The sequence below is a fragment of the Shuttleworthella satelles DSM 14600 genome, assembly GCF_000160115.1.
In the GTDB taxonomy this organism is placed as follows: domain Bacteria; phylum Bacillota; class Clostridia; order Lachnospirales; family Lachnospiraceae; genus Shuttleworthia; species Shuttleworthia satelles.
In genome coordinates this window covers 1,125,823-1,151,456 of the sequence record NZ_GG665866.1, presented here as the reverse complement: position 1 = coordinate 1,151,456, position 25,634 = coordinate 1,125,823, and the positions used below count along the sequence as shown (strand labels likewise).

General features: G+C 51.9%; 27 protein-coding genes and 1 pseudogene. 25 read left to right on the top strand and 3 right to left on the bottom strand.

Going from position 1 to position 25,634, the window contains the following annotated elements; genetic code table 11:
• The 13 genes from GCWU000342_RS05200 (at nucleotide 1) to GCWU000342_RS05145 (ending at nucleotide 11,838) form a co-directional block, all read left to right on the top strand.
• A complete protein-coding gene (locus GCWU000342_RS05200) occupies nucleotides 1-714 on the top strand; it encodes an OadG family transporter subunit (protein WP_006906256.1) in 714 nt (237 codons plus the stop codon).
• Nucleotides 715-730: 16 nt separating this feature from the next.
• Complete coding sequence (locus GCWU000342_RS05195) at nucleotides 731-1,090, top strand: biotin/lipoyl-containing protein (RefSeq protein ID WP_006906255.1); 360 nt, start codon at nucleotides 731-733, stop codon at nucleotides 1,088-1,090.
• Between the two features lie 27 nt (nucleotides 1,091-1,117).
• Nucleotides 1,118-2,266, top strand: a complete 1,149-nt coding sequence (locus tag GCWU000342_RS05190) for a sodium ion-translocating decarboxylase subunit beta (RefSeq protein WP_006906254.1) — start codon at nucleotides 1,118-1,120, stop codon at nucleotides 2,264-2,266.
• A 507-nt stretch (nucleotides 2,267-2,773) separates the two neighbouring features.
• Complete coding sequence (locus GCWU000342_RS05185) at nucleotides 2,774-4,183, top strand: oxaloacetate decarboxylase subunit alpha (RefSeq protein WP_006906253.1); 1,410 nt, start codon at nucleotides 2,774-2,776, stop codon at nucleotides 4,181-4,183.
• 171 nt (nucleotides 4,184-4,354) lie between these two features.
• On the top strand, nucleotides 4,355-5,140 hold the full coding sequence (locus tag GCWU000342_RS05180) for an aminoglycoside N(3)-acetyltransferase (RefSeq protein ID WP_006906252.1): 786 nt from the start codon (nucleotides 4,355-4,357) through the stop codon (nucleotides 5,138-5,140).
• A 214-nt stretch (nucleotides 5,141-5,354) separates the two neighbouring features.
• Nucleotides 5,355-5,918 (top strand): hypothetical protein, encoded by a 564-nt coding sequence (locus GCWU000342_RS05175; protein WP_006906250.1) that lies wholly within the window; start codon nucleotides 5,355-5,357, stop codon nucleotides 5,916-5,918.
• Nucleotides 5,919-6,153: 235 nt separating this feature from the next.
• A complete protein-coding gene (locus tag GCWU000342_RS05170) occupies nucleotides 6,154-7,077 on the top strand; it encodes a MurR/RpiR family transcriptional regulator (RefSeq protein WP_045000338.1) in 924 nt (307 codons plus the stop codon).
• Complete coding sequence (locus tag GCWU000342_RS05165) at nucleotides 7,070-8,320, top strand: BaiN/RdsA family NAD(P)/FAD-dependent oxidoreductase (protein WP_006906248.1); 1,251 nt, start codon at nucleotides 7,070-7,072, stop codon at nucleotides 8,318-8,320. The genes GCWU000342_RS05170 and GCWU000342_RS05165 overlap by 8 nt, the downstream gene beginning before the upstream one ends.
• Nucleotides 8,321-8,376: 56 nt before the next feature.
• Nucleotides 8,377-9,045: a (d)CMP kinase gene (gene cmk / locus GCWU000342_RS05160; RefSeq protein ID WP_006906247.1), complete on the top strand. Its 669-nt coding sequence runs from the start codon at nucleotides 8,377-8,379 to the stop codon at nucleotides 9,043-9,045.
• Entirely contained in the window at nucleotides 9,042-9,902 is an 861-nt protein-coding gene (ispH, locus tag GCWU000342_RS05155) for a 4-hydroxy-3-methylbut-2-enyl diphosphate reductase (RefSeq protein ID WP_006906246.1), read from the top strand. The genes cmk and ispH overlap by 4 nt, the downstream gene beginning before the upstream one ends.
• Nucleotides 9,883-10,998: a 30S ribosomal protein S1 gene (gene rpsA / locus GCWU000342_RS05150; protein ID WP_044958960.1), complete on the top strand. Its 1,116-nt coding sequence runs from the start codon at nucleotides 9,883-9,885 to the stop codon at nucleotides 10,996-10,998. The genes ispH and rpsA overlap by 20 nt, the downstream gene beginning before the upstream one ends.
• Nucleotides 10,999-11,291: 293 nt before the next feature.
• Nucleotides 11,292-11,447 carry a hypothetical protein gene (locus tag GCWU000342_RS10460; RefSeq protein WP_006906243.1) on the top strand — a complete coding sequence of 52 codons (156 nt, stop codon included), beginning with the start codon at nucleotides 11,292-11,294 and terminating at the stop codon, nucleotides 11,445-11,447.
• Between the two features lie 133 nt (nucleotides 11,448-11,580).
• Nucleotides 11,581-11,838 (top strand): PF20097 family protein, encoded by a 258-nt coding sequence (locus GCWU000342_RS05145; protein ID WP_006906242.1) that lies wholly within the window; start codon nucleotides 11,581-11,583, stop codon nucleotides 11,836-11,838.
• 28 nt (nucleotides 11,839-11,866) lie between these two features.
• Here the strand turns inward: GCWU000342_RS05145 and GCWU000342_RS05140 are convergent, their stop codons facing one another.
• Both GCWU000342_RS05140 and GCWU000342_RS05135 read right to left on the bottom strand, forming a co-directional pair.
• The gene (locus GCWU000342_RS05140) at nucleotides 11,867-12,415 is read right to left on the bottom strand and encodes a DUF308 domain-containing protein (protein WP_006906241.1); all 549 of its coding nucleotides are present in this window, start codon (nucleotides 12,413-12,415) and stop codon (nucleotides 11,867-11,869) included.
• Between the two features lie 50 nt (nucleotides 12,416-12,465).
• Entirely contained in the window at nucleotides 12,466-13,548 is a 1,083-nt protein-coding gene (locus tag GCWU000342_RS05135; RefSeq protein ID WP_006906240.1) for a ribonuclease H-like domain-containing protein, read from the bottom strand.
• Between the two features lie 330 nt (nucleotides 13,549-13,878).
• Between GCWU000342_RS05135 and rsxC the strand changes: the two genes are divergently transcribed.
• The 6 genes and pseudogenes from rsxC to GCWU000342_RS05105 all read left to right on the top strand — a co-directional run bounded on the left by rsxC (nucleotide 13,879) and on the right by GCWU000342_RS05105 (nucleotide 19,300).
• Nucleotides 13,879-15,228 (top strand): electron transport complex subunit RsxC, encoded by a 1,350-nt coding sequence (gene rsxC, locus GCWU000342_RS05130; RefSeq protein WP_044958722.1) that lies wholly within the window; start codon nucleotides 13,879-13,881, stop codon nucleotides 15,226-15,228.
• Between the two features lie 10 nt (nucleotides 15,229-15,238).
• A complete protein-coding gene (locus tag GCWU000342_RS05125) occupies nucleotides 15,239-16,186 on the top strand; it encodes an RnfABCDGE type electron transport complex subunit D (RefSeq protein WP_242649975.1) in 948 nt (315 codons plus the stop codon).
• The gene (locus GCWU000342_RS05120; RefSeq protein ID WP_006906236.1) at nucleotides 16,183-16,812 is read left to right on the top strand and encodes an RnfABCDGE type electron transport complex subunit G; all 630 of its coding nucleotides are present in this window, start codon (nucleotides 16,183-16,185) and stop codon (nucleotides 16,810-16,812) included. The genes GCWU000342_RS05125 and GCWU000342_RS05120 overlap by 4 nt, the downstream gene beginning before the upstream one ends.
• A pseudogene (rsxE, locus tag GCWU000342_RS10905) lies at nucleotides 16,812-17,636 on the top strand (electron transport complex subunit RsxE); the annotation flags it as partial. The gene GCWU000342_RS05120 and the pseudogene rsxE, both read left to right, overlap by 1 nt.
• Nucleotides 17,637-17,870: 234 nt before the next feature.
• Nucleotides 17,871-18,452 (top strand): electron transport complex protein RnfA, encoded by a 582-nt coding sequence (locus GCWU000342_RS05110; RefSeq protein WP_006906234.1) that lies wholly within the window; start codon nucleotides 17,871-17,873, stop codon nucleotides 18,450-18,452.
• 2 nt (nucleotides 18,453-18,454) lie between these two features.
• Nucleotides 18,455-19,300: an RnfABCDGE type electron transport complex subunit B gene (locus GCWU000342_RS05105; protein ID WP_006906233.1), complete on the top strand. Its 846-nt coding sequence runs from the start codon at nucleotides 18,455-18,457 to the stop codon at nucleotides 19,298-19,300.
• A gap of 193 nt (nucleotides 19,301-19,493) precedes the next feature.
• Here the strand turns inward: GCWU000342_RS05105 and GCWU000342_RS05100 are convergent, their stop codons facing one another.
• Entirely contained in the window at nucleotides 19,494-20,540 is a 1,047-nt protein-coding gene (locus GCWU000342_RS05100) for an FAD:protein FMN transferase (RefSeq protein WP_045000334.1), read from the bottom strand.
• 141 nt (nucleotides 20,541-20,681) lie between these two features.
• Between GCWU000342_RS05100 and GCWU000342_RS09945 the strand changes: the two genes are divergently transcribed.
• The 6 genes from GCWU000342_RS09945 (at nucleotide 20,682) to ruvB (ending at nucleotide 25,633) form a co-directional block, all read left to right on the top strand.
• The gene (locus tag GCWU000342_RS09945) at nucleotides 20,682-21,296 is read left to right on the top strand and encodes a 5-formyltetrahydrofolate cyclo-ligase (protein WP_049921555.1); all 615 of its coding nucleotides are present in this window, start codon (nucleotides 20,682-20,684) and stop codon (nucleotides 21,294-21,296) included.
• Complete coding sequence (miaB, locus tag GCWU000342_RS05090; protein WP_006906230.1) at nucleotides 21,297-22,901, top strand: tRNA (N6-isopentenyl adenosine(37)-C2)-methylthiotransferase MiaB; 1,605 nt, start codon at nucleotides 21,297-21,299, stop codon at nucleotides 22,899-22,901. It begins immediately after the preceding gene.
• A complete protein-coding gene (locus tag GCWU000342_RS05085; protein WP_006906229.1) occupies nucleotides 22,894-23,283 on the top strand; it encodes a NusG domain II-containing protein in 390 nt (129 codons plus the stop codon). Before miaB ends, GCWU000342_RS05085 begins: the two co-directional genes overlap by 8 nt.
• A 167-nt stretch (nucleotides 23,284-23,450) precedes the next feature.
• Complete coding sequence (locus tag GCWU000342_RS05080) at nucleotides 23,451-23,966, top strand: Gx transporter family protein (protein ID WP_044958728.1); 516 nt, start codon at nucleotides 23,451-23,453, stop codon at nucleotides 23,964-23,966.
• Nucleotides 23,967-23,968: 2 nt separating this feature from the next.
• Nucleotides 23,969-24,568: a Holliday junction branch migration protein RuvA gene (gene ruvA / locus GCWU000342_RS05075; RefSeq protein ID WP_006906227.1), complete on the top strand. Its 600-nt coding sequence runs from the start codon at nucleotides 23,969-23,971 to the stop codon at nucleotides 24,566-24,568.
• Nucleotides 24,569-24,628: 60 nt separating this feature from the next.
• Entirely contained in the window at nucleotides 24,629-25,633 is a 1,005-nt protein-coding gene (gene ruvB / locus GCWU000342_RS05070; RefSeq protein ID WP_006906226.1) for a Holliday junction branch migration DNA helicase RuvB, read from the top strand.
• Nucleotide 25,634 lies beyond the last annotated feature (1 nt).

Genomic DNA, 25,634 nt, shown 5'->3' with positions numbered 1-25,634 from the left:
ATGAGAAAGAAAGTAAGAATTCTCGCTCTGACCTTGATCAGCATTTTTCTTCTGACTGCCTGCGGCAGCGCCAGGACGGACTACAATGGCTACTCTGAGCAGGATATTCAGTCTGTGATTCAAAAGACGGCCGGTCAGCTGCAGGCTTTGTCCGCCGATGAAGCCAGACAGTATCAGAACTACTACAGCAAGAATACAAAGGAAGAGAATGCTGCGGTCTATGCCGAGATGTTTAAAAACTGGGCCGAAAACCGCGACCAGGCGGGAGATTTCCAGGACTACGGCAAATTCACTTTGAGTAAGTCAGGAAAGACCCTGACCGCGACACAGATCCTTAAGTACAGCAAGCGCGACTTAAAGCTGACCTATGTGATGAAGGCCAAGACCATGGAGGTCACATCCATCAACATTGAGCAAGTCTATGGGTTAGGCGAGACCATGGGCAAGGCGGGACTCAATGTCCTCATGGGCATGGGAACGGTATTTTTCATGCTGATCCTGATCTCAATTTTGATCAGTCTCTTCAAATTCATTCCCGGTTCCGGCGCGTCTGTCAAGAAACCATTGATAGATGAGTTCCTGGAGGAAGATGAGGATGAAGGAGAAGATGCCGACGATCTTGAGCTAGTCGCCATTGTTTCCGCAGCGATTGCTGCGTCCACCGGAAGCTCGACCGATGATTTCGTCGTTCGGTCCATCAAGAGAAGATATTAATCAGGAGGAAGTCACCATGAAAAACTATACGATCACCGTTAACGGCAAGAGCTATGATGTCACTGTAGAAGAGGGAGCCGGATCCGCATCCGCCCCACGCAGCCAGGCCGTCGCAGCTCCCGCAGCAGCCCCTGCAGCCCCTGCGGCAGGCAGTGGAGCAGGATCTGTTCGCATTGAGGCCGGAGCCGCAGGCAAGGTCTTTAAGCTCAATGTTCCTGTGGGAACCGCGGTCAAGAAGGGGGATACAGTTTTAACCCTTGAGGTTATGAAGATGGAGACCCCGGTTGTTGCTGCCCAGGACGGTACCGTCGCGTCAATCGAAGTAACAGAGGGACAGCAGGTCGAGGCCGGTGATCTTCTGGCCACCATGAACTAAGCGAGCCTTTCCAGGAGGAAATAATTCATGAGTTATGTTTTGGAGACGATAACAAACCTCCTCGGTCAGACAGCTTTCGCGAGTCTCACTCCCGGAAATTATGTCATGATCGGCGTGGCCTGCGTCTTCCTCTTTCTTGCGATCAAGAAGGGCTTTGAGCCCCTCTTGCTGGTGCCGATTGCGTTCGGCATGCTCTTGGTCAATATCTATCCCGATATTATCGCAAGTCCGGAGGATACCAGCAACGGCGTAGGAGGTTTGCTCTACTATTTCTACCAGCTGGACGAGTGGTCCATCTTACCGTCTCTCATCTTTATGGGCGTCGGGGCAATGACTGACTTCGGTCCTCTGATCGCCAACCCTATTTCATTTTTGATGGGGGCGGCTGCTCAGCTGGGGATCTATCTGGCCTATCTTCTGGCCATCTTTATGGGATTTTCCGACAAGGCCGCAGCGGCCATTTCCATTATCGGAGGAGCGGACGGTCCTACATCGATTTTCCTGGCGGGCAAGCTGGGACAGTCGGCTCTGATGGGGCCGATCGCCGTGGCGGCGTATTCTTATATGTCCCTGGTGCCCATCATTCAGCCTCCGATCATGAGGCTGTTCACGACCAAGGAGGAGCGGTCCATACATATGGCGCAGCTTCGTCCGGTGTCCAAGCTGGAGAAGATTCTTTTTCCTATCATTGTGACGATCATTGTCTGCCTTGTCCTTCCCACGACGGCGCCCCTGGTCGGGATGCTGATGCTGGGCAATCTTTTCCGTGAGTCCGGTGTGGTTCGTCAGCTGACAGAGACCGCGTCCAATGCCATGATGTACATTGTCGTTATCCTGCTGGGAACTTCCGTAGGAGCTTCTACTTCCGCGGAGGCCTTCCTCAATGTGACGACGATCAAAATCGTTGTTCTGGGTCTGATTGCCTTCGCTTTCGGTACTTTCGGAGGTGTGATCCTGGGAAAAATCTTATCACATATCACACACGGCAAGATCAATCCTCTGATCGGGTCCGCCGGAGTATCCGCTGTGCCGATGGCCGCCCGTGTCTCCCAGAAGGTGGGTGCAGAAGAGGATCCGACCAACTTCCTTTTGATGCATGCAATGGGACCCAATGTCGCCGGCGTTATCGGCACGGCTGTCGCGGCCGGCGTCTTCATGGCAATATTTGGGATATGATGATCACAGCCGAGCAAAGCTGGTGTATTGCGCGTGGGGAGCTCGCTCACCAAAGCGCGATACACCAACTTTGAGAGGCGCCCCTGCATGAGCATGAAGCGATGCGAAGCAGAGCGGGAATGCGAATGCAGGGAGGATTGCGGGAGCGCGAAGCGCGGAGCAATCCGGTGATCATCAAGACGACAGGAAAATCCCCTGCATGAGCATGAAGCGATGCGAAGCAGAGCGGGAATGCGAATGCAGGGAGGATTGCGGGAGCGCGAAGCGCGGAGCAATCCGGTGATCATCAAGACGACAGGAAAATCCCCTGCATGAGCATGAAGCGATGCGAAGCAGAGCGGGAATGCGAATGCAGGGGAGGATTGCGGGAGCGCGAAGTGCGGAGCAATCCGGTGATCATCAAGACGACAGGAAAATCCCCTGCATGAGCATGAAGCGATGCGGAGCAGAGCGGGAATGCGAATGCAGGGAGGAAACACTTGTATCACTTGTTGAGAGGAGAGATACATGGCTGATAAGAAATTAAAGATTACAGAGACGGTTCTGCGTGATGCCCACCAGTCTCTGATTGCAACCCGCATGACGACGGAGGAGATGCTTCCCATTGTTCCGGCCATGGACAAGATCGGCTATAATGCAGTGGAGTGCTGGGGCGGAGCTACTTTCGATGCCTGCCTGCGTTTTTTGAAGGAAGACCCCTGGGACCGTCTGCGCAAGCTCAAAGCTGGCTTCAAGAACACGCCTCTGCAGATGCTCTTTCGCGGACAGAATATCTTAGGTTATAAGCCCTATGCAGATGACGTTGTGGAGTACTTCGTACAGAAGTCTGTGGCCAATGGAATTGATGTGGTGCGTATCTTTGACTGCCTGAATGACCTGCGCAATTTAGAGACGGCGGTCAAGGCGACGGTTAAGGAGGGGGGACACGCCCAGGTAGCCCTGTCCTATACCCTGGGTGACGCCTATACCTTAGATTACTGGATGAAGAAGGCCAAGGGCATTGAAGAGATGGGAGCCAATTCCATCTGCATTAAGGACATGTCCGGGCTGCTGATTCCCAAGGCTGCGACCGAGCTTGTCAGCGCCTTAAAATCCGCGACGGATCTGCCGATAGAGATTCATACTCACTACACCTCCGGCGTAGCCTCCATGACCCTGATGAAGGCGGTTGAGGCAGGCGCTGATATCATCGATACTGCCATTTCCCCCTTTGCCCTGGGGACTTCACAGCCGGCGACTGAGGTCATGGTTGAGGCTTTCAAGGATACTCCCTATGATACAGGCTTGGATCTGGACAAGCTGGCAGAGATCGCCGAGTACTTTGCTCCCATTCGCCAGAAGTACATCGATAATGGCCGCCTGGATCCCAAGGTTCTGGGAGTTAATATCAAGACCCTCATGTATCAGGTTCCCGGAGGAATGCTCTCCAACCTGATCGGACAGCTCAAGGAGCAGGGAAAGTCTGACAAGCTGCAGGAGGTCCTCGAGGAAGTACCCCGCGTCCGCAAGGATCTGGGTGAGCCCCCTCTGGTTACCCCCTCTTCACAGATCGTGGGGACACAGGCCGTCTTCAATGTCCTCATGGGAGAGCGCTATAAGGTCGTGACGGATCAGACCAAGGATTTGCTCCTGGGTAAATACGGAAAGACCGAGAAACCCTTTAATCCTGAGGTTGTCGAGAAAGCTCTAGGCGATCGTAAGTCTGAGGCGATCAGCTGTCGGGCGGCGGATCTGATAGAACCCCAGCTCCCGGAAATGGAAAAGGCAGTTGCTCCTTACAAACAGCAGGATGAGGATACCTTGTCCTATGCCCTCTTCCCTCAGGTTGCTGTCGAGTACTTCAAGTACCGTCAGGCTCAGCAGACCAAGATGGACGCCAAGCTGGCAGACAGCGAGAACGGGGCCTATCCTGTGTAAAGCCATGCTTTCTTGCGTATCGTTTTTTAAAGATATATTTCACAAACAATGGAATACACGCTCTGCGAGTATTCCATTGTCATGAACGATGGGATACCCGCGGAGCGAGTATCCCGTTTTTAATTCGCAATCTCTGGCAAATTTGCAATTTTTTGATGGGAAAAGGTAAAGATGATGAAAGTGGTATGTAAAAAAGATATCGTGCAGGGATTAAGAGGAATTGGTTTGAAAAAAGGGGATATTGTTATGGTACATACATCCTTAAAGAACATTGGATATGTATGCGGCGGGGCACAGGCTGTGATAGAAGCCCTCATGGAAGTGGTGACATCTGAAGGTACCATTGTAATGCCGACACAGTCATGGAAAAATCTGGATCCCGAAACAGGTGTGCATTGGGATGCAGACAAGTCAGACTGGAATATCATCAGAGAAAACTGGCCGGCATATGACAAAGAGATCACACCGACCAATACGATGGGAGCTGTTGCGGAAATGTTTCGACAATGGCCAGGCAGCATCCGAACAGATCATCCGGCAAGATCCCTGTGCGCATGGGGAAAACATGCTGCCTATATTACGGCAGAACATAGCCTTTCCAATATATTTGGAGAGGGTTCACCGATCGCAAAGCTCTATGAACTTGACGCAAAGGTATTGTTACTGGGCGTCGGATATGACAAGAATACATCGATTCACTTGGCAGATGTACGTGCAACATATCCGGGGAAACATAACTGCGTCGAACACAGCGCCATCCTTGAAAAGGGGGTGCGCGTATGGAAGGCATACAGTACCTTGTTTGTTGACGGAGCAGATTTTGAGGAGATCGGAAGTGCCTTTGATAAAACAGGACTTGCAAGTGCAGGTAAGGTGGGTAACGCCGATTCCAGATTCATGAGGCAACGCGATATTGTAGATTTCTCTGTTTCCTGGATTGAAAGCCATCGAAGATAAACCGGTCTAAACCGGCTAAACCAGCTTTTTCCAAACCGGATTTTAACTTCGTGGACAAACTGTGTGCAATCGTGTTAGATTATATTTAGTAACAGCTGTTATAGGGGAGAAATGGAGTAGAAGCGTCTGGCGGCGTATAGAAGTCTGATATATTGTGTATAGAGATCGGATATATGATTGATAGGGGACAGGAATCACTTAACAGGAGGGGAAGATGAAGCATAAGAACTTGAGAATTACCCTTGAGGCGCTGTTTCTTCTGGCGTGGATGATGATTGCGATTTGTTTGACATTTTATTTTCCAATGAGGATCCTAATGCTCTCGGTGTCCTTACTTCTTTTGGCTGCCTATGATTTCTATGCCGGGATGAAAAGCCAAGGATTAAGGAGCGCGTTCTACTTCCTCTCAGGCTTTGCCTTTCTGGTGGAATGTATTTGTATACTGAGGGAAGATTGGAATGTTTTTTTCATTCAAATCAGTGCGGCTCTCCTGATCTTCATATGCCAGATCGTCGCTTACTGGATGGATGACGGAACTGCGGTCAGAGAATCAGACCATAAGGAAAAGGGGGCGGGCAAGGCCCTGGTAGGAGCAAGGAACCTTGCGCTGGTCTGCAGCTGGAGTGCATTTTTGCTTGGCAGGAATGCAGTGTATGGCACATCCTTCCCTGGGATAATTGCCCTCATTTTATTTGCCCTTTATCTGATCCTGCATTTCCTTGTCTGGTATATGGATATGCGCGATATAGACGGAGAGATGTCAGTGAGCTGGCGATAACGTATTCTTGGAATAAAAACGAAAGAGCCGGGAGGACAGAGCAGGTCTTCCCGGCTATTCTTTTTGTTTAATGTCCCGGCTTTTCTCTTCGGTCAGTTCCCGAATCATCCTTCAGCCAATTCACCGTCAATTCACCAGCCAATTCCCGGCTTGCCCTTTAGTTAACGCGATTGGACAAAGGGCGGTCCTCTTTTTTATAATGAATGGGTGTATCGCGAGGAAAGGGGCAGCGGATATGGCAGTGAAAAATGACTTGATGGCCCGCATCAATGCCGACTACAGCAGGATGAGCAAGGGACAGAAGTGGATCGCCAATTATATAGCGGATTATTATGATCAGGCGGTTTTTATGACGGCGGCTCAGCTTGGAAGAGCGGTCGGCGTCTCTGAGTCCACAGCGGTCCGCTTCGCCATGTCGCTCGGCTACTCCGGTTATCCGGCCTTTCGCAGGGACTTGGAGGACAATGTCAAGAATCGTCTGATGGAGCGACAGGAGATCAAGAGCCAGAATAAAAGAGCCGGAAAATCTCAGATCCTGGCCCAGATCCTGGAGTCTGATCGCCATCAATTGGAGGAGACTCTCCGGCAGACGGACCAGAATGCTTTCGATGAGGCGGTCGACATTATCCTGTCAGCTAAAAATGTCTACATTGTGGGGCTAGGGGCGTCCGCGCCCCTGGCCATGTATCTGGTCTCATACCTGCGCCTGGTCAGAGACGATATCCATATGATCACCAGTCTGAACACCTCAGAGATTTTTGAGCAGATGATCCATATCGGATCCAAAGACACCCTCTTTGGGATCAGCTTTCCCCGCTATTCCATGCGGACCTTAAAGGCGATGGAGTTCGCGAATGCCCGTTCCGCCAAGGTGATCTCTCTGACAGACCGGGTCACATCCCCCATGAACCTCTATTCCTCCTGCAATCTGACAGCACAGGTAGAGCTCAACGAAATCGCCCAGTCCCTGGTCGCTCCCATGAGCCTGATCAACGCCCTTCTGGTCGCCATGGCCAGAAAGAGGAAGAGCGCGGTCGCAAGACAGATGAAGACTTTGGAGGAGCTTGTCAGAGAGTATGCGTTTGATGGGATCGATGAGCTCAATCCATCGGACGATTCCCTTGGGATGGACTATCCGGGCGAGGTGAAGCATGCCTGAGATCATCGTTGTCGGCGGCGGCGCTGCCGGGCTTATGGCAGCATACGCCGCCGCAAGTCATGGGGCTAAGGTCACTCTCCTGGAGAGAAATGAGAAATTGGGCAAGAAGATCTACATCACCGGAAAAGGCAGGTGTAATTTCACAAACGCCTGTGATCCGGAGGAATTCTTCTCGCATCTGGTCACAAATCCAAAGTTTATGTATTCCGCCTTCTATTGCCTTGACAATCGGAGGGTAATGGAGCTCTTTGCTCAGGGGGGAATGCCCTGCAAGGTCGAGCGCGGAAACCGGGTCTTTCCGCAGTCGGATCACGCTTCGGACGTGACCAATACTCTGGCTGGGCTCTGTAGGAAAGCGGGAGTCAAGATCTGGCTTTCCTGCAGGGTCAGGGATCTGGTGCTTGAGGCAGGAGAAACGAGCGCTGTCACCGGTCTGATTCTTGAAGACGGGCGAAAACTGCGGGCGGATGCCGTCATCCTTGCGACCGGAGGTCTGTCTTACCCCTCGACGGGGTCGACCGGGGACGGTTACCGGATGGCTGAGAGCCTGGGACATTCCATAAAGGAGCCGATCCCCGGTCTGGTACCTGTGACTGTGGCAGAAGATGACCTCCTTACCTTGCAGGGACTCTCCCTGCGCAATGTCAGCTTTAAGGTTTTCGGCAAGCAGGGGAAAAAACTTTACGAGGCATTTGGAGAGATGCTCTTTACCCATTTCGGGGTCTCCGGTCCCCTGATTTTGTCTGCGGCCAGTATCCTTGGCAGACGTCTTCGAAAAGAAGGAATTCTGCGGGCGGAGATTGATTTAAAGCCCGCTGTAAGCGAGCAGGAGCTTGACGCCAGACTGCAGAGGGAGATCAGGGATAAGATCAACAAGTCCTATAAGAATCTCTACGGAGGACTCCTCCCATCCAAGCTGATACCGCTTGTAATCGCAAGGACCGGGATTGACCAGGACAAAAAGATGCATGATCTCACAAGGGAAGACCGGGAGCGGATTATGCGCTGCCTAAAACACTTTCCCCTGACTCTGACCGGAACCCGGTCATTTTCAGAGGCTATCATCACCCAGGGTGGGATTTGCGTCAAAGAAATCAATCCTTCTACCATGGAGTCCAGGCTGGTAAAAGGGTTCTATCTGGCCGGGGAGCTCATCGATGTGGATGCTCTGACCGGCGGCTTTAATCTGCAGGTGGCCTGGTCGACAGGATATCTGGCCGGGATGTCCGCGGCGGAGTCTTGAGCGGGTTTTTTGATGGAGTGCTCTGATTTGGATATGAAAGAGAAAAGAGGCGTATCATGTATATGAATATCGCAATTGACGGCCCCGCGGGGGCAGGAAAGTCAACTATCGCCAGGCGGGTGGCAAAGGAACTCGGCTATCTCTATGTCGACACTGGGGCCATGTACCGGGCCATTGCCCTCTTTTTGCTTCGGTCAGGAGTGGATTTAAGTGACGAAGACGCTGTCTCAAAGCAGGTCAAAGACTGCCATGTATCCCTTCGCTATCGCGAGGGACAACAGGAGGTTCTCCTCAATGGGGAGGATGTCTCCGGCCTGATCCGCACGGAAGAGGTTGGAAATGCCGCCTCTGCCAGCAGTATCTACCCAAAGGTCAGAGACCAGCTGACCTGTCTGCAGAGAGAACTGGCGGCCCAGGAAAATCTGGTCATGGATGGGAGAGATATCGGCACGACCGTCTTGCCCCACGCATCCCTCAAGATTTATCTGACCGCGTCGGCAAAGACCCGCGCTTTGCGCAGGGCAAAAGAGTATGAGGCCCAGGGGAAAGCCTTTGATCTGGAGCAGATTCAAAGAGACATCGAGGAGAGAGACGACAGGGATATGCACCGTAAGATCTCTCCCTTAGCGCAGGCCAAGGATGCGGTTCGGATCGACTCTTCTCAAATGTCCATCGATCAGGTGGTGGAGCGGATCCTGCAATTGGCAGAAGAGGAAATAAAATGAAAAACGTGATTTTGGCGCCTTCCGCCGGCTTTTGCTTCGGTGTGCAGAGGGCCGTCGACATGGTCGATCAGGAAATCGCCAGGGGGAAGGGGCCGATCTACACCTATGGTCCCATCATCCACAATGAGATTGTCGTCCGGGATTTTGAAAAGAGAGGGGTCGCAGTCATCGAGGAAGGGCATGATTTGTCTGAGTATGAGCCCGGCATTGTAATCCTGCGCTCTCACGGGATCACAGCGAAGGTCTATCATGACCTGGAGGATCACGGATTTACGCTGGTGGACGCCACCTGCCCCAATGTTCTTCGCATTCACCGCCTGGTGGAGAAATACGCGAGGGAGGGCTATCACATTCTTATCATCGGCAACGCGAGACATCCGGAGGTGGAGGGGATCATCGGCTGGATCCCGGCGGGAAGCCCCTATACCGCGATCACGACAGAAAAAGAGGCGGAGGCATTTACCCTGTCCGAAAATGACAAGCTGCTTGTGGTCTCTCAGACTACATTCAACTATAAGAAATTTGGCCAATTGGTTGAAATACTTGAGCAAAAAGGATATGATATTACCGCTGTTAATACGATCTGCAATGCGACGGAAGAGCGTCAGAGAGACGCTTACGAGATCGCACGCAAGACAGATGTCATGTTGGTTATTGGTGGCAAAAACAGTTCCAATACACAGAAGTTGTATGAGATCTGCAGCCGTGAATGCAAGCAAACATACTTTATCCAGACCATAGATGATCTTGATGTGTCGGTACTACAATCCATTCAAAATGTAGGCATAACAGCAGGGGCCAGCACCCCACAAAAAATTATAAAGGAGGTTCAAACTAATGTCAGAAATGAGTTTTGAACAAATGCTGGAAGAGAGTCTTAAGACAATCAGAAATGGAGAGGTAGTGGAAGGCACGATTTTATCCGTTAAGCCGGACGAGATCATCCTGAACATCGGCTACAAGTCCGATGGCGTCATCTTAAGAAGTGACTACTCCAATGATTCCAACCTGGATCTGACCACCCTGCATAAGGTTGGCGATACTATGGAGGCCGTTGTCACCAAGGTGAACGACGGAGAGGGTCAGGTGAGTCTTTCATACAAGAGACTGCTCCAGGAGAAGGGCAACCAGAAGCTTGAGGCGGCCTTCGAGAACGAGGAAGTGCTCAAAGCGCCTGTGACACAGGTTCTCAAGGGAGGCCTTTCTGTCGAGATCGAGGGAACCAGAGTCTTCATCCCGGCAAGTCTTGTATCTGACCGCTATGAGCGCGATCTGAACAAGTATCTGGGCCAGGAAATCGAGTTCAAGATCACGGAGTTTAATCCCCGCAGGAGAAGAATCATCGGCAATCGCAAGATGATTCTTGTAGAGCGCAAGAGCGAGATCCAGAAGGATCTTCTGGAGAAGCTCAAGGTTGGCGACATCATTGAGGGCACCATCAAGAACATCACGGATTTTGGCGCCTTTGTAGACCTGGGCGGAATCGACGGACTTCTGCACATCTCTGAGATGAGCTGGGGCCGCGTTGAGAATCCCCGCAAGGTATTCAATGTGGATGACAAGGTTCGCGTCTTCATCAAGGAGATCAACGGAACCAAGATTGCCCTCTCCCGCAAGTTCGCTGATGAGAATCCCTGGAACGGCGCGTCTGAGAAGTTCGCTGTCGGTACCGTTGTTGCCGGTAAGGTTGCCCGCATGACTGATTTCGGCGCCTTTATTGAGCTTGCTCCCGGCATTGACGCCCTGCTCCATGTCTCTCAGATTTCTAAGGATCATGTCGACAAGCCCTCTGACATTCTCTCTGTAGGTCAGGAGGTTACCGCGGTTATCGTCGAGTTCCGCGAGGCGGATCACAAGATCAGTCTTTCCATGAAGGCTCTTGATGACTCCAACTCCCGTTTCGCTCACGATGAGGATGTTGAGACCGCTTACACCGACAGCGATGCCGAGTAGTTGGCGGTATGATTTTCAGGAAGGTCGACTGTTCTCTGAGAAGCTTGTCTCTTTTCTGAGACAAAAAAGCTGACTGTCGCATTGATATCTGTGTTTTAAATGGAGATATCATTTTGTATGGTATCAGGACAAAATGTGCTGATGAGCCCGCCCCATCCCTTGTGAATAGGGATGGGGCGGGTTTATCTTTTTCCAAAGAGGAGATCTGAGTCCATATTGCGCCTGGAGAAGCGCAAGAGAGATATCTGAATCTATATCGTGACGGAAGAGAGAATGAGATATCTGAGGCAAATATGGTAAATGAAAAGCGCCTGCTGCGGCAATTTCAGAGACTGGTATCCATTGACGCGGAGTCCTGGCAGGAGAGGGACATGGCCAGGGTGACCAGGATTCTTCTTGAGATGGTGAAGCTCTCGACAAATATGGAGTATGAATATGCTGAACTGTAAGCTGAAAAGATTGGATTAGTTATCATATTACAAAATCTGAAGACAGCTGAATTGAAACCATATAAAATATTTCTAACAGAACTAGAGAGATATTAAATAATATTCAGTATAAAAAATATGGAGGGTAATACCCATGAGAAAATGCCCAATTTGCGGAAACGAGGCGGAAATCGGCTGGGTTATTCCTGATCGACTTGGCATGAAGTGGATCCCCGATGGTGGAAACCTCATTGAAAAGACAAAAAAATCAATACAATTAACGAGCAACCTGACCAATATGAATCTGAAATCCTATGTCTGCAGGAGCTGTCACCTGTTTTTCGCAGACATTCCGGACCAGAAATACGCGAGGATTTTCCCAAATGTAAAGGGAAAAGATCCCACATCATGAAATGCGAATTTGCTGCAGTGAAGGGAATTTATGATTTTTGATCCCCATCGGCTCCCTCTTCGGAGGGAGCTCTTTCTGTCTTCGTGCGGCTGCGCTCTGCCCACATGAAATCCAGGGTGTCGAAGATCATCTCAAAGCCGACCAGGCGCACATGGAACTCAAAATGATGGAAGGGGTCGAAGAGGAGCATGGCGGCAAAGATGAAAGAGAGGAACAGCATAATAGCCTGAGGAATCGTGATCTTCCTGCCGTTGAGGATCTCATCGATTTCATAAGCCCCCTCGCGCAGGGATATGATACCCCATGTGATGCCTATTGTGACAAGAGCCTGCTGCGTTTGAAAGAGGATGACCGCACCCAGGATCAGATAGAGAAGGGAGGTCCCTGTGTGAATATGATGGGTCCTGTAGAAGTGATGCATAAAGAGGTCAAATGCTCCGTAGAGAAGCATAAGACCGCCGATCAGCTCAGAGGCATAGCTGGTGATCTGCCCGGGAAAGAGAATCAAGAGCAGACCAAGCAGGGCGAAGGCATAGATCTGTCTGTTGTGTCTGGCGCCGCGAAGAAAGCGTTTCATGAGTTTCTCCTTCTGTGTCTGATCGCAGGTTACGGGCAGTGTGTACGCTGTTACTTGTAGCTTTCGATGGAGTGCAGAATGGACTCCAGATATCTCTGTATGAATTCTTCTGACTTTGTTTCTGGAAATTCCAGATAAGTCTGGCGGCTCTTTGGATGCTCGCGGAAGACAGGGAGTCCCTCCGGCTTCATGACAAAGTCGTCTATGGGGAAAAAGAGTCCCTCCTTCTTGACACAGCAGTTCTGACGGGTGGCCTTCTTCAGACGGGAGGAATCTATGCTTGAGGCGAGAACCTTGGGGATCACCATATCCTCCTCGGGGAGGTAGTAGTAGTCAGCCGGATGATCCAGCTCATAGCGCATGCGTGTCCTTCGCAGGGGGATAGAGGCATGAAGCTGATTCTTCTCCAGAATCATATAGACAGATTCGGATTGCACCCGGGCTATTGCGGGCAGGGTCAGATTTAATCTGGCGCTCAAAATCATCTCCCGGTCATTGGATTGGATATCAGTCAGGCTTACATTAGCCTCTCTCAGCTTCTCATAGGAGAGAAGGCCAAGCAGAGGGTACATGTTGAAGACATCGTCGTGATTGTGCAGGGCCAAAAGTGACTCTGACTCTGAGGCCCTGTTCCGGCAATAGTCCTGATATACATCGATCAACTGTCCTCCGCTGTACTTGTCCTTGCGCTCGATATGCAGAGCCTTCTCAATGGACTCCTGTTTATAAGAGGGCAAATGCAGAATGGCACGATATTTTCTGGCGGTTCGATAGAGGTCAATGGAGATAAGCTGTCGCAGGGGAAGATTCACGCCGGACCTTCGGGCGCGGCTTTCCAGAAAAGGCAGGTCAAAGGCCTGGCCGTTAAAAGTGACGATGGAATTCTTGTCCGAGAGATAGTCGGCGAAAGCGGCCAGAATCGCCGGCTCCTGGGCAGGCGTCTCGGCAAAGAACTGGGTCAGAAGCAGCTGACGATCCCGACGGACAGCGCAGCCGATCAGGTAGATGGAGCAGAATTTGGCCGAAAAACCGGTGGTCTCAATATCCAAAAGAAATGCTCCGGGGCCAAGAGCCTGATATTCACTTGTTTCTTCCTGTCCATCCAAAGAGAGAGCATCTGTCCAAATTTTCATAAAAACATTCTAACATGAAGGGGCGGAAAGGATCCGAAAAATAAGCCAAAAAATATAAATCAAAAAGATGAAGCAAAGGCGAGAAGAAAATTCCCCGAAAGATCAAAATAAAACAGAATCCGTAAAATAGGATCAGATTAAAAAACACGCACAAAAGAGGGGCTGAGTTCATGAAACAGAGACTATAAAAAGTTAGGCATATATAACAAAAAACGCCGGAGAAATCAAGAGATGTTTTCTGAAAGATACAAAAAATCATCCGAGGAAAGATGCCAGAAATCGGCAGAATGCTATAATAAACACAGCTTATATTTTATGGGAGGACTAAGTATGTCTTTAAACACATTTAAGGGCGGCGTGCATCCGATCGAGGGGAAGGATCTCTCGAAGGACAAGCCGGTCAAAGAGCTGCTTCCCGGTAAGGAACTGGCTTTCCCCCTCTCCCAGCACATCGGCGCTCCGGCCAGGGCCATTGTGGCTGCCGGTGACACCGTGCTGAGGGGCCAGATGATTGCGGAGGCCGGTGGATTTGTCTCCGCCCCCATCTACGCCTCTGTGTCCGGAAAGGTGAAGGGAATTGAGCCCCGTCTGGGCGCGGCCGGAGCTGTCGGCGACGCGATCATTATCGAGAATGACGAGCAGTACCAGGAAGTCGATTTCACAGAGTGTGATGAGGTCGATTATCTGAGCAAAGAGGAGATTATTGACAAGATCCGCACGGCTGGCGTTGTCGGTATGGGCGGCGCGGGCTTCCCAACCGCGGTCAAGATGTCCCCCAAGAATCCGGATGAAATCGATACAATCATCGCCAACTGCGCGGAGTGTGAGCCCTTCCTCACTTCCGATTATCGTCAGATGATGGATCATCCGGAGGAACTGGTTGAGGGAATGCGCATCATCCTGCAGATCTTCGGCAAGGCCAGGGGCTTCTTCGGCGTGGAGAACAACAAGCCCGACTGCATTGCCAAACTTGAGGAGCTTGTCAAGGATGAGCCGCGCATGAGTGTGATTCCTCTCAAGACCAAATACCCACAGGGAGGTGAGCGGCAGATCATATATGCCTGCACCGGCCGGGCTATTAATTCCAAGATGCTTCCCGCTGACGCGGGCTGCATCGTAGACAATGTAGCCACCATATGTGCCATTTACAAGGCGGTTCGCTTCGGCATTCCCGTTATTGACCGTATCTTTACGGTGTCCGGCGACGCGGTTGCTGAGCCGCAGAACTTCCACATCCATATCGGCACCTACATGGATGAGATTCTTGCCGCCGCGGGCGGGACCAATCAGGAGGTGGCCAAGTACATCTCAGGAGGCCCCATGATGGGCTTTGCCATGTACGACACCCATGTCGCCAGCACCAAGACGACGTCCGCCCTCCTCGCCATGACGGCAGAGACCTGCGTCAGCTATGAGGCGTCCGCCTGCATCAACTGCGGCCGCTGTGTTGAGGCCTGCCCGGAGAACCTGATTCCCTGCCGCCTGGCCGACTACAATGACCGGGGGCAGAAGGAACTCTTTGAGCAGTGGCATGGCCTTGAGTGTATCGAGTGCGGATCCTGTTCCTTTGTGTGTCCCGCGAGAAGACATACCGCGCAGAGCGTGCGTCTGATGAAGAAGCAGGTGATGGCGGATAAGCGAGCCGCGGCTGCCAAGGCTAAGGCAGCGGCTGCCAGGTAGGAGGTGAATCGTGAGTAATATGTTGAATGTGACCTCATCTCCTCATGTGAGAGATAAGATGAGCACGCGCACCATTATGCAGTGCGTGATTTTGGCCCTGATGCCCGCCAGCATCTTTGGCGTCTACAACTTTGGGTGGTATGCCCTCTTTCTGATTTGCATTACCATTGCGACAACGGTTTGCTCAGAGTGGCTATATAACAAAATCACCCATCACAAGAACACAACGGGAGATTATTCCGCTGTCCTGACCGGCTTGCTTTTGGCCCTGAACCTTCCCCCGACACTTCCCTGGTTTGAGGCGGTGATCGGCGGTCTCTTTGCCATCTTTGTTGTCAAGATGGTCTTCGGCGGTCTGGGGCAGAACTTCATGAACCCTGCTCTTGGCGCGAGATGCTTCCTTCTGATCTCATTTGCCGGTGATATGACCAAGTTCGCTTTTGACGGACATACCGGCGCGACGCCTCTTGCCATCATCAAGTCAGGCAATGGCAGCGTGAATCTTCTGTCCATGTTCCTGGGGCGCATCGGAGGGACGATCGGTGAGACATCTACCCTCTGCCTCTTGATCGGAGCTGTCTTCCTGATTGCCATGAAGATTATTGACTGGAGAATTCCTCTGGTCTATATCGCGACCTTTTCGGTCTTCGCCCTTCTCTTTGGAAAGCATGGCTTTGACCTGCTCTTTTTAGCGGAGGAAATCTGCGGCGGAGGTATCATCCTGGGCGCCTTCTTTATGGCAACTGACTATGTCACCAGTCCTGTGACGCCCATGGGAAGAATTGTTTTTGGAGTTGTTCTTGGTATCTTTACCGGTCTCTTCCGATTCTATGGATCGAACGCAGAGGGCGTTTCCTACGCGATTATTCTGTCCAACCTGCTCGTTCCTCTGATTGAGAGATGGACGGTGCCCATGGCATTTGGTCAAGTGAAGGAGAAGAAGGGAGGCGCACAGTGAACCGTATTGTACATGATGCTCTGATACTGACCGGTATCACTCTGATCTCCGGTGTTTCCCTCGGCTTTGTCAACAACATTACCGAGATCCCGATTAAAAATGCTCAGGAGGCAGCGACCAAAAAAGCCTATAAAGAGGTCTACGCGGACGCGGCCGACTTTAAGCAGATCGACGGATTTGACTCAGAGGAAGACGCCTCGAAAAACAAGGCCTCCGCTTACATTCATGAGAATGGTTTTCCGGATGACGATATTAAAAACGCGGTCGAGGCTGTTGACAGCTCAGGCAATAAGATCGGTTATGTCGTGACCGTAACCTCTCATAAGGGATACGGCGGAGATATCACCTTCTCTGTCGGTATCAAAAATGACGGAACCCTAAACGGCTATTCTATTACGACAATTTCTGAGACAGCCGGTCTTGGCATGAAGTCTACAGAACCAAAGTTCAAGGATCAGTTTAACGGGAAGAAGACGGATAAGGCCCTTGAGGTCGTAAAGGAGAAGCCCTCTGCAGACAATGAAATCCAGGCCATATCTGGCGCGACGATCACCTCTCGCGCTGTGACCATTGGCGTCAATTCAGGTGTGGCCTATGCCAGGAGTCTGATGGGAGGTGACAAGTAATGAACAAGCCAATCGAGAGATTAGTTAATGGAATTTACAAGGAGAATCCCACCTTTGTACTGATGCTTGGAATGTGCCCGACACTCGCGGTCACCACATCCGCCGTCAACGGAATCGGAATGGGACTCTCTACCACAGCGGTATTGGCCCTGTCAAATCTGATCATCTCAGCACTGAGAAAAATCATCCCTGACCGCGTGCGCATGCCCGCTTATATTGTCATTGTCGCATCCCTGGTAACGGTGGTGCAGATGCTCCTGCAGGGCTACGCGCCGGCGATTAATGACGCGCTGGGCATTTACATTCCCCTGATCGTTGTAAACTGCATTATCCTGGGACGCGCGGAGTCCTATGCATCCAAGAATCCTGTCATTCCTTCTTTCTTTGACGGACTTGGCATGGGACTTGGTTTTACCTGTTCGATCACTGCGATCGGCCTTGTCCGTGAGTTCCTGGGCGCAGGCCAGCTCTTTAAGATGCAGGTTCTTCCTCTGGCGGATACAGGAAAGATCGGCTATACCCCGATTACGATTTTTGTCCTGGCCCCGGGCGCTTTCTTCATTCTCTCCATCCTGGTCGCAGTGATGAATGTGGTCCGCAAGAAGGCGGATGCCAAGGGCAAGCCCCTGCCTCCGGCCCAGGGCTGTGTCTTTACCGGAGACTGCAAGAGTTGTTCTCTGCAGGATCAATGTCATGGTATGACGCCTGCCACGGTCGAATTTACTGAGGCCGAGAAGGCCAAGGCAGAGAAGATGAAGGCGGCTCTTGAGGCTAAGGCCAGGGCAAAAGCTGAAGCTGAGGCAAAGGCAAAGGCTGAAGCCGAGGCTAAGGATGAGGCGGAGACCGAGACTAAGACTGAGGCTAAAGCTGAGACTGGAGTCAAGACCGAGACTAAGTCTGTGTCTGAGACAGAAGCGAAAGCTGAGACTGAGGCTAAGGATGAGTCTAAATCTGAGCCTGTGTCTGAGACGGAAGCGAAGGCTGAGACCGAGCCCGAGCCCGAGGCTGAAGACAAAGACCAGACTCTGGCCAGGGAAGACTGAGGGAGGTGAGCGAAAATGGCTTCTTTACTTTTGATTTTTATTGCGGCATCCGTTGTAAACAATGTCGTGCTCAGCCAGTTCCTGGGTCTCTGCCCCTTCCTTGGGGTATCCACGGACGTTAAGACCGCGGCAGGTATGGGAGGAGCGGTTGTATTTGTCATCACCATTGCGTCTGCGGTGACGGGAGCGATATACACACTGATTCTCGGCCCCAATAAGCTGGACTATCTGAATACGATTGTGTTCATTGTTGTAATCGCCGCTCTGGTACAGTTTGTCGAGATGTTCCTGAAGAAGAATGTCCCGGCCCTTTACCGGTCTCTCGGTGTTTACCTTCCCCTGATCACAACCAACTGCGCTGTTTTAGGCGCGGCCTTAAATATCGTTCAGTATAAGTACAATGTTCTGCAGGGTGTGATTTACGGAGCCGGTGTGTCGGTCGGATTTTTGATCGCCATTGTAATCATGGCCGGTATCCGGGAGAAAATTCAGTTCAATGACTTTCCTGAGCCATTCAGGGGAACGGCTTCCGTTCTTGTGACGGCAGGTCTGATGGCAATTGCATTCTTCGGATTCTCCGGGATGATCGGGAGGTAAGTATGACTGGAATAATTCTTGCAACAGTAGTTGTCGCCGGAGCCGGCGTCATTGTCGGCTTCTTCCTGGGCTTTTCCGCGGAGAAGTTCGCTGTGGAGGTAGATCCCAAGGAGGCGGCTGTATTAGATGTTTTGCCGGGCAATAACTGCGGCGGCTGTGGTTACACCGGATGCGCCGCTCTTGCCGCGGCAATCGCCAAGGGAGAGGCCCCCGTCAATCAATGTCCCGTCGGAGGGGAACCCGTCGCGGCCCAGGTCGCTGAGATCATGGGCGTCTCCGCGGACGCCGCTGAAAGAGAAGTGGCCTTCGTCCGCTGTTCCGGCAACTGTGAGAAGGCGGAAGATCAGTATGAATATCAGGGACTTATGGACTGCGTCGCCGCGTCTCAGCTTCCCGGCGGCGGAGCCAAGGCCTGCAGTTACGGCTGTCTCGGTCTCGGGACCTGCGTTCGGGCCTGTCCCTTTGACGCCATTCATATCGTAGATGGGATCTCCTTTGTCGACCGTGAGAAGTGCAAGGCCTGCGGCAAGTGCGTTGCGGCCTGCCCCCGCGATATCATAGAGATGATCCCCTATGATTCCTCTTACGCGGTATCCTGTATTTCAGAGGATAAGGGGCCAAAGGTCGGCAAGGTCTGCAAGGCCGGCTGTATCGCCTGTCATATGTGTGAGAAGGCCTGCGAGTACGATGCGGTACACGTCGTCAACAACATCGCTCATATTGACCAGTCCAAGTGTGTCGGCTGCGGCAAGTGCGCGGACAAGTGTCCCAAAAAGGTCATTCTCATGCAGAATGTACCGCTGGCAGAGCAGAACCGGGCAAAGCGCGCCGAAGCGGCACAGGCCTGATATAATTTCTGCTCCGATGTATCAACACATAACGGATTGACCGGGTGGAAGGTCACGCGCCACCGGATTTTTCTTATCAGAGAACCATAGAGACGAGTTCTTATCTTTTTTTAGAGGTAAGAACTCGTATTTTATAAACGAAAATTTATTTATGAATGGAAGTCTATTTATAAACAGAAATCAGTCAGGATGCCTATTGGCTGATCTCGCGGAAGGGGATCTTTTTTCCAATGCCTGAGCTATAGGAGATATGGTTGTCCCGGTCGATGAAGACGGCCTCCACGCCGTCCAGGGATTCGATGAATTTGATTCCCTCATCCTTACCCTTGAGATAGGTGATGGTCGAGAGGGCGTCCGCCTCCGTTGACTCCTTGCAGATGATGGTGACGGAGGACAGGTCGTTCTGCTCCGGGTAACCGGACTTGAGATTTAACATGTGGTGATAAATGGTTCCGTCCTCCCCCTTAAAGTAGCGCTGGTAAATACCTGAGGTCACGGCCGTCTGGTCATTGAGCTTGACAGAGGCCAGGACATCTCCGTCCTGATCGAAGGGCTTTTGGATACCGATCTCAAAATCGGTCTTGTCCGGCTTCTGGCCGATGACTAAGACGTTGCCTCCAAGGTTGATTAAGCCGCTCTTTACTCCCTGGGAAAGCAGGTATTCCTTCATCTTGTCGGCGATATAGCCCTTGCCGATGCCGCCGAGGTCAATGGCGGTCTGATCATCATCCAGCATAACTTTATTGCCGTCGATTTTGATCTTATCGCAGCCGATATGGGAGAGAAGGGGGCGGATCTGATCCTGAGACGGGATCTGACCCTTGTGGTCATTCTCCGCCGCGTCGGAGATATTCCAGAGAGAGGAGAGCTTGCCGACAGTTATGTCGAAGCTTCCTGAGGACTCCTGAGAATAGCGGATGCCGTCCTTTAAGACCTCGATCGTCGCGGGGTCAACTTCAACCCAGCTTTTGGGGTTGGCGTTGATCCGGTTGATATCGCTGCCCTCCTTCTGCATGGAGAGAAGATTATCGTATTTTTGGGCCAGAGCGAAGGCACCGTCGAAATTCGACTCTTTTTGTCCGTCTTGTCCGTAGAGAGTCAGGTTGATGATCGTATCGAAATAGAAGCCTGATTTCTGATAGGGCTCACTTTTCTGAGCGCTGGCGCAGGAACAGAGGACCTGTGCGGCTGTCAGGGCGATGAGGCTGAGCGGGACTATTTTTTTAAGGGCTGTTTTCATTGAAACCTCCGTACGGAACATTCTGTTAGTCCTGTATAGCATAATCCGAAACGTACTCAAGATACAAGAAATATGGTAAACTTTCTTAGGTATGCACGCCGCCTTTTCACAGGTGTGCACGCTGTTTTTTTAGAGGGTGATATGAATATCTGTCAGGAGATTGAAGAACTGCGCAGGCATATGCGTCAGATGAGAAAGAGGATCCCTGCCCAAACAAGAGCGCTCTGGTCACAGGATATCCGCGGGAATCTGGATGAGCTTTTGGATTCCATAAAAGAGCGAAGGGAGGACAGGCCCCTGCTTGTCTTTGCCCCCATGGATGAAGAGATTAACCTCTGGCCCTGGATTAAGAAGCGCTGGGAGGAAGGAAGAGAGCAGTACTTTCCGCTGACGAAAGAGGGAGAGCTCAGATTTTATCCGGCCTCCTCCGTCTTCGATCTTGAGCCTGGGCTCTGGGGAATCAAAGAGCCGGTTCGAAGAGAAAATCCCTATCAATCCGGCTTTGCTGTCGCCATTGTTCCGGGACTGGCCTTCGATGTCAGCGGCAGTCGGGTCGGTTATGGAGGCGGCTATTACGATCGCTTTTTACGGGAACACAAAGACTTGATTCGAATCGCCGTCGCCTATCGTTTTCAGATCTCTGATGATCCGATTCCTCAGGCGGACTGGGATCAGAAGATGGACTATATCGTGACGGAAGAGAAATGGATTGACTGCAGTCGTTACCGATCGGGAGTTCTCCTGAAAGGATTGTAAATGAACCGAGAATTACATGAGAAATTTACCGCTGCCACAAGAGAGGGCGGCATAAAAAACCTTTCAGAACCCGCTTTTTCCACGGGAAACGACCTGTTTTCCGAGGATCCCGCGGCATGGAAGAAGGATGAAGAGACCGCGCGGGCCAGCCTGAGCGCCAGGATCGCTGAGATAGATTACGACTCCTCTGTGCCCCCCCGGGAGGAGCCTCTGCGCCAGTACTATTTTATGGAGAGGGCCAGACGTCTGGTCAAAGCCAGGGAAGAGGAGGCCGGCCGCAAGCTGACCTTTTGTGTCACGACCTTTGGCTGTCAGATGAATGCCAGGGACTCGGAGAAGCTGCGGGGGATCTTAGAGAAGATCGGCTATGTGGAGAAGGAGTCGGAGGAGGCTGACTTCGTCATCTACAACACCTGTACGGTCCGTGAGAACGCGAACAACAAGGTCTATGGCCGGCTCGGATATCTGCACGGTTTCAAGAAGACCAATCCAGGCATGATGATCGCCCTCTGCGGCTGTATGATGCAGGAGGACGTCGTTGTGGATAAGATCCGGCAGTCCTATCGCTTTGTCGACCTGATCTTCGGGACTCACAATATCTACAAGTTCGCTGAGCTGGCATATGAGGCCCTGCAGGCGGATCAGATGATTATCGATATCTGGAAGGATGCGGATCGAATCGTGGAGAATCTCCCGGTTGAGCGCAAGTACTCCTTTAAATCCGGCGTCAACATCATGTTCGGTTGCGACAACTTCTGTACCTATTGTATCGTCCCCTATGTCCGGGGCCGTGAGAGAAGCCGTCGGCCGGTTGAGATTATTCGGGAAATCGAGCGATTGGTTGACGACGGAGTAGTCGAGGTCATGCTTCTGGGACAGAATGTCAACTCTTACGGGGCGGGCTTGGAGGATCACATGAGCTTCGCTCAGCTCTTGAGTGAAATTGAGAAGATTGAGGGGCTCGCCCGCATCCGCTTCATGACATCCCATCCCAAGGACCTGTCTGACGAATTGATCGACGTCATTGCCGCTTCCGACAAGATCTGCCATCACGTGCACCTGCCGCTTCAGTCCGGATCTTCACGCCTGTTGGCCCGCATGAATCGAAGGTACACCAAGGAGTCCTATCTGGCCTTGGCTGACCGGATCCGAAAGCGCATCCCCAATGTATCGATCACAACGGATATCATCGTGGGATTTCCCGGGGAGGAGGAAGAGGACTTTGAGGATACCATGGATGTGGTCAGGCAGGTTGGCTATGACTCGGCCTTTACCTTTGTCTATTCGCCCAGAACCGGGACTCCGGCGGCCAAGTGGGCCAGGGAGGATCAGACCCCGGCATCTGTGATAAAGGACCGCTTCGACCGCTTGCTGGCTCAGACGCAGAAGGACGCGCGCAATCGGGCCGCCGCTTATACCGGAAGTATACAGGAGGTTTTAGTGGAGGAAGTCAACCGCCAGGACCCTGCTCTTGTCACCGGCCGTATGAGCAACAATTCGACGGTTCATTTTCCGGGCGGCGCCGATTTGATCGGCAGACTGGTTCAGGTCAGACTGACTGAATGCAGGGGATTTTACTATATTGGAGAGCAGATCCGTGTTTGAAAAGGGTTACATCGCTAAGCGTGATATTGTCGTTATCGTCCTTCTGTTAGCCGTTTCCTTTGCCTTCTTCGCCTTCTGGGCCTTCAGGCACAGCAGATCAGGCGGGAGGATTCGAATTGAACAGAGAGGCGCCCTTTTAGGAGTCTACGATTTGGATAAGGATCAGGTGATTTTGATTCGCGATTCAAACGGAAACGTGATCAATCAGGTGACGATTGAGGGAGGGCAGGCGCATATGTCCGAGGCTAACTGCCACGATCAGCTCTGTGTCAAACAGGGGAGAATCAATAAGGTCGGTCAGTCCATTGTCTGTCTTCCCAATCGGGTTGTCATTACCGTGATCAGCGGAGATAAGGATTCCATGGATTCCGTTGTCAAGTAGGAGAGCCGACGACAGGATATGTTTGCGAATGCTTGAGATCCCCCGTCAGACAGGAGATATGGAGCAAGGATGAACTCCTGGGATATTCTTGCTGGCTGAGAAGTCAGCTGACAGCACATGGTATCTGTTTAGGGAATAGCTTGGAAGGTAAGGAGAGAGGAGGCTGTATGAATCGAAGAAAAGTCCCGGTTATGGGAGTGCTCCTGGCCCTGGCTTTGGTCTTTTCCTATGTGGAATCTCTGATCCCCTTCTACTTTGGCGTGCCGGGCATGAAGCTGGGACTGACCAACACGGTTGTCGTTTTAGTCCTCTATCTCTATGGGGCTCCCATGGCGCTTCTGATTTCGTTCCTGCGAATCATCCTGTCCGGCTTTATGTTCGGCAATGCTTTCTCCATCGCCTACTCCCTCGCGGGCGGACTGCTCAGTTTCTTCTGTATGTATCTAGCCCGCCGTTTTTTAAAGCTGCGCATGATCGGCGTTTCGGTCGTGGGTGGCTTTACACATAATGTAGGCCAGATCTTCATGGCGGTTTTGCTGGTCAACAATTACAATGTGCTCTTTTACCTGCCGGTACTCATGATCGCGGGCTGTCTGACAGGAGTTCTGATCGGAATTATTGCCGCCCTGATTCACGATCGGATTAAGCATATCGCGGTTTTGTCACAGACAGGGGAGGTGTGACGATGTTTTCCTATATTCAAGGAAGAGTAGAAGAAATAAACCCGGAAGGGATCGTATTGGATCATGACGGTATCGGCTATGAGATCGGACTTCCTCAGTCCAGTCTGTCCCAGATTCGAAGGCAGATGCAGCTTCGCGTCTACACCTATCTCCAGGTGAGAGATGATGGCTTTTCTCTCTTCGGTTTTCTCAAGAGGGAGGATCTTGATCTCTTCAAACTCCTGATCGGGGTGGGAGGAATCGGCCCCAAGGGAGCCCTCTCGATTCTCGGAGTTCTCTCCGTAGATCAGCTTCGTTTTGCCATTGCGGCCGGAGATGATAAGACGATCGCGCAGGCGCCCGGTATTGGAAAGAAGACGGCGCAGAGGGTGATTTTAGATCTCAGGGATAAGATCGATTTCACGCAGACACTGGAGGCCCAGCTGGATTCAAAGGCAAGTGATCGCTCCTCCGACGATATCAGGGGAGAGGCGATCCTGGCGTTAAACGCCCTGGGATACAGCTCCGCTGAGGCCCTGCAGGCCATCCGCGATCTTGATATATCCTCCATGAGTGTCGAGGATCTGATCAGAGCAGGCCTGAAGGAACTCGCCCTGCGGTAATTCAGCTTCATCAGAGGGCCTTTCACAAACAAAGGTCAGGGAAAGAGGGAGTCCGAGAATATGGAAAGACGTATCATCAGTACAGAAATTCAGGAGGAAGATCAGGCCCAGGAGTTCTCCCTGCGGCCCAGGAAATTATCGGAGTATATCGGACAGGAGAAGGCCAAGCAGTCTCTTGGAATTTATATTGAGGCGGCCAAAAACCGGGGGGAATCTCTGGATCATGTCCTCCTCTATGGACCGCCCGGCCTGGGAAAGACCACCCTGGCAGGGATCATATCCAATGAGATGGGGGTCAATGTCAAGATCACATCCGGACCGGCAATTGCAAAGCCGGGAGAGATGGCAGCGATCCTGTCCGGCCTGGGAGAGGGAGACATTCTCTTCGTCGATGAGATCCACAGACTCAACCGGCAGGTGGAAGAAGTCCTCTATCCGGCAATGGAAGATTACGCGATCGACATTATGATCGGAAAGGGGCAGTCGGCCCGGTCCATTCGCCTGGACCTTCCCCATTTCACCCTGGTGGGGGCGACCACCAGAGCAGGTCTCTTGTCCGCCCCGTTAAGGGACCGCTTCGGGATCATTCATCATCTGGAATTCTATACCCCCCAGGAGTTATCCGTCATCATCAGGCATTCGGCAGATAAGCTCGGCGTCACGATTGACAGGGAGGGGGCTTATGAGATGGCCAGGAGGTCCAGGGGAACGCCACGTCTGGCCAATCGACTCTTAAAGAGGGTGCGCGACTACGCGGAAGTAGAGTACGAGGGGAAAATCACCAGGGAGGTGGCCGGGGAGGCTCTGGATCTGCTGGAGGTTGATAAGATGGGGCTTGACAGCAATGACCGCCTGATTCTCATGACCATCATCGAGAAGTTTGACGGGGGCCCGGTCGGACTGGATACCCTGTCGGCGGCCATTGGAGAGGACGCGGGAACCATCGAGGAGGTCTATGAGCCATATCTGGTGAAGAACGGCCTGATCAACCGGACCCCGAAGGGAAGAGTGGCGACAGACCAGGCCTATCATCATTTCGGTCAGAAGAGAGAAATGGAGGAGTGAG

Coding starts and splice junctions, on each gene's coding strand:
- miaB (WP_006906230.1), top strand. CDS start 21,297: ATGAACCGAGAATTACATGAGAAATTTACCGCTGCCACAAGAGAGGGC.
- ruvB (WP_006906226.1), top strand. CDS start 24,629: ATGGAAAGACGTATCATCAGTACAGAAATTCAGGAGGAAGATCAGGCC.
- GCWU000342_RS05170 (WP_045000338.1), top strand. CDS start 6,154: ATGGCAGTGAAAAATGACTTGATGGCCCGCATCAATGCCGACTACAGC.
- GCWU000342_RS05110 (WP_006906234.1), top strand. CDS start 17,871: ATGGCTTCTTTACTTTTGATTTTTATTGCGGCATCCGTTGTAAACAAT.
- GCWU000342_RS05135 (WP_006906240.1), bottom strand. CDS start 13,548: ATGAAAATTTGGACAGATGCTCTCTCTTTGGATGGACAGGAAGAAACA.
- GCWU000342_RS05165 (WP_006906248.1), top strand. CDS start 7,070: ATGCCTGAGATCATCGTTGTCGGCGGCGGCGCTGCCGGGCTTATGGCA.
- GCWU000342_RS05100 (WP_045000334.1), bottom strand. CDS start 20,540: ATGAAAACAGCCCTTAAAAAAATAGTCCCGCTCAGCCTCATCGCCCTG.
- GCWU000342_RS05195 (WP_006906255.1), top strand. CDS start 731: ATGAAAAACTATACGATCACCGTTAACGGCAAGAGCTATGATGTCACT.
- cmk (WP_006906247.1), top strand. CDS start 8,377: ATGTATATGAATATCGCAATTGACGGCCCCGCGGGGGCAGGAAAGTCA.
- ruvA (WP_006906227.1), top strand. CDS start 23,969: ATGTTTTCCTATATTCAAGGAAGAGTAGAAGAAATAAACCCGGAAGGG.
- GCWU000342_RS05080 (WP_044958728.1), top strand. CDS start 23,451: ATGAATCGAAGAAAAGTCCCGGTTATGGGAGTGCTCCTGGCCCTGGCT.
- GCWU000342_RS10460 (WP_006906243.1), top strand. CDS start 11,292: ATGGTAAATGAAAAGCGCCTGCTGCGGCAATTTCAGAGACTGGTATCC.
- GCWU000342_RS05190 (WP_006906254.1), top strand. CDS start 1,118: ATGAGTTATGTTTTGGAGACGATAACAAACCTCCTCGGTCAGACAGCT.
- ispH (WP_006906246.1), top strand. CDS start 9,042: ATGAAAAACGTGATTTTGGCGCCTTCCGCCGGCTTTTGCTTCGGTGTG.
- GCWU000342_RS05140 (WP_006906241.1), bottom strand. CDS start 12,415: ATGAAACGCTTTCTTCGCGGCGCCAGACACAACAGACAGATCTATGCC.
- rpsA (WP_044958960.1), top strand. CDS start 9,883: ATGTCAGAAATGAGTTTTGAACAAATGCTGGAAGAGAGTCTTAAGACA.
- rsxC (WP_044958722.1), top strand. CDS start 13,879: ATGTCTTTAAACACATTTAAGGGCGGCGTGCATCCGATCGAGGGGAAG.
- GCWU000342_RS05180 (WP_006906252.1), top strand. CDS start 4,355: ATGATGAAAGTGGTATGTAAAAAAGATATCGTGCAGGGATTAAGAGGA.
- GCWU000342_RS05185 (WP_006906253.1), top strand. CDS start 2,774: ATGGCTGATAAGAAATTAAAGATTACAGAGACGGTTCTGCGTGATGCC.
- GCWU000342_RS05200 (WP_006906256.1), top strand. CDS start 1: ATGAGAAAGAAAGTAAGAATTCTCGCTCTGACCTTGATCAGCATTTTT.
- GCWU000342_RS05145 (WP_006906242.1), top strand. CDS start 11,581: ATGAGAAAATGCCCAATTTGCGGAAACGAGGCGGAAATCGGCTGGGTT.
- GCWU000342_RS05175 (WP_006906250.1), top strand. CDS start 5,355: ATGAAGCATAAGAACTTGAGAATTACCCTTGAGGCGCTGTTTCTTCTG.
- GCWU000342_RS05105 (WP_006906233.1), top strand. CDS start 18,455: ATGACTGGAATAATTCTTGCAACAGTAGTTGTCGCCGGAGCCGGCGTC.
- GCWU000342_RS09945 (WP_049921555.1), top strand. CDS start 20,682: ATGAATATCTGTCAGGAGATTGAAGAACTGCGCAGGCATATGCGTCAG.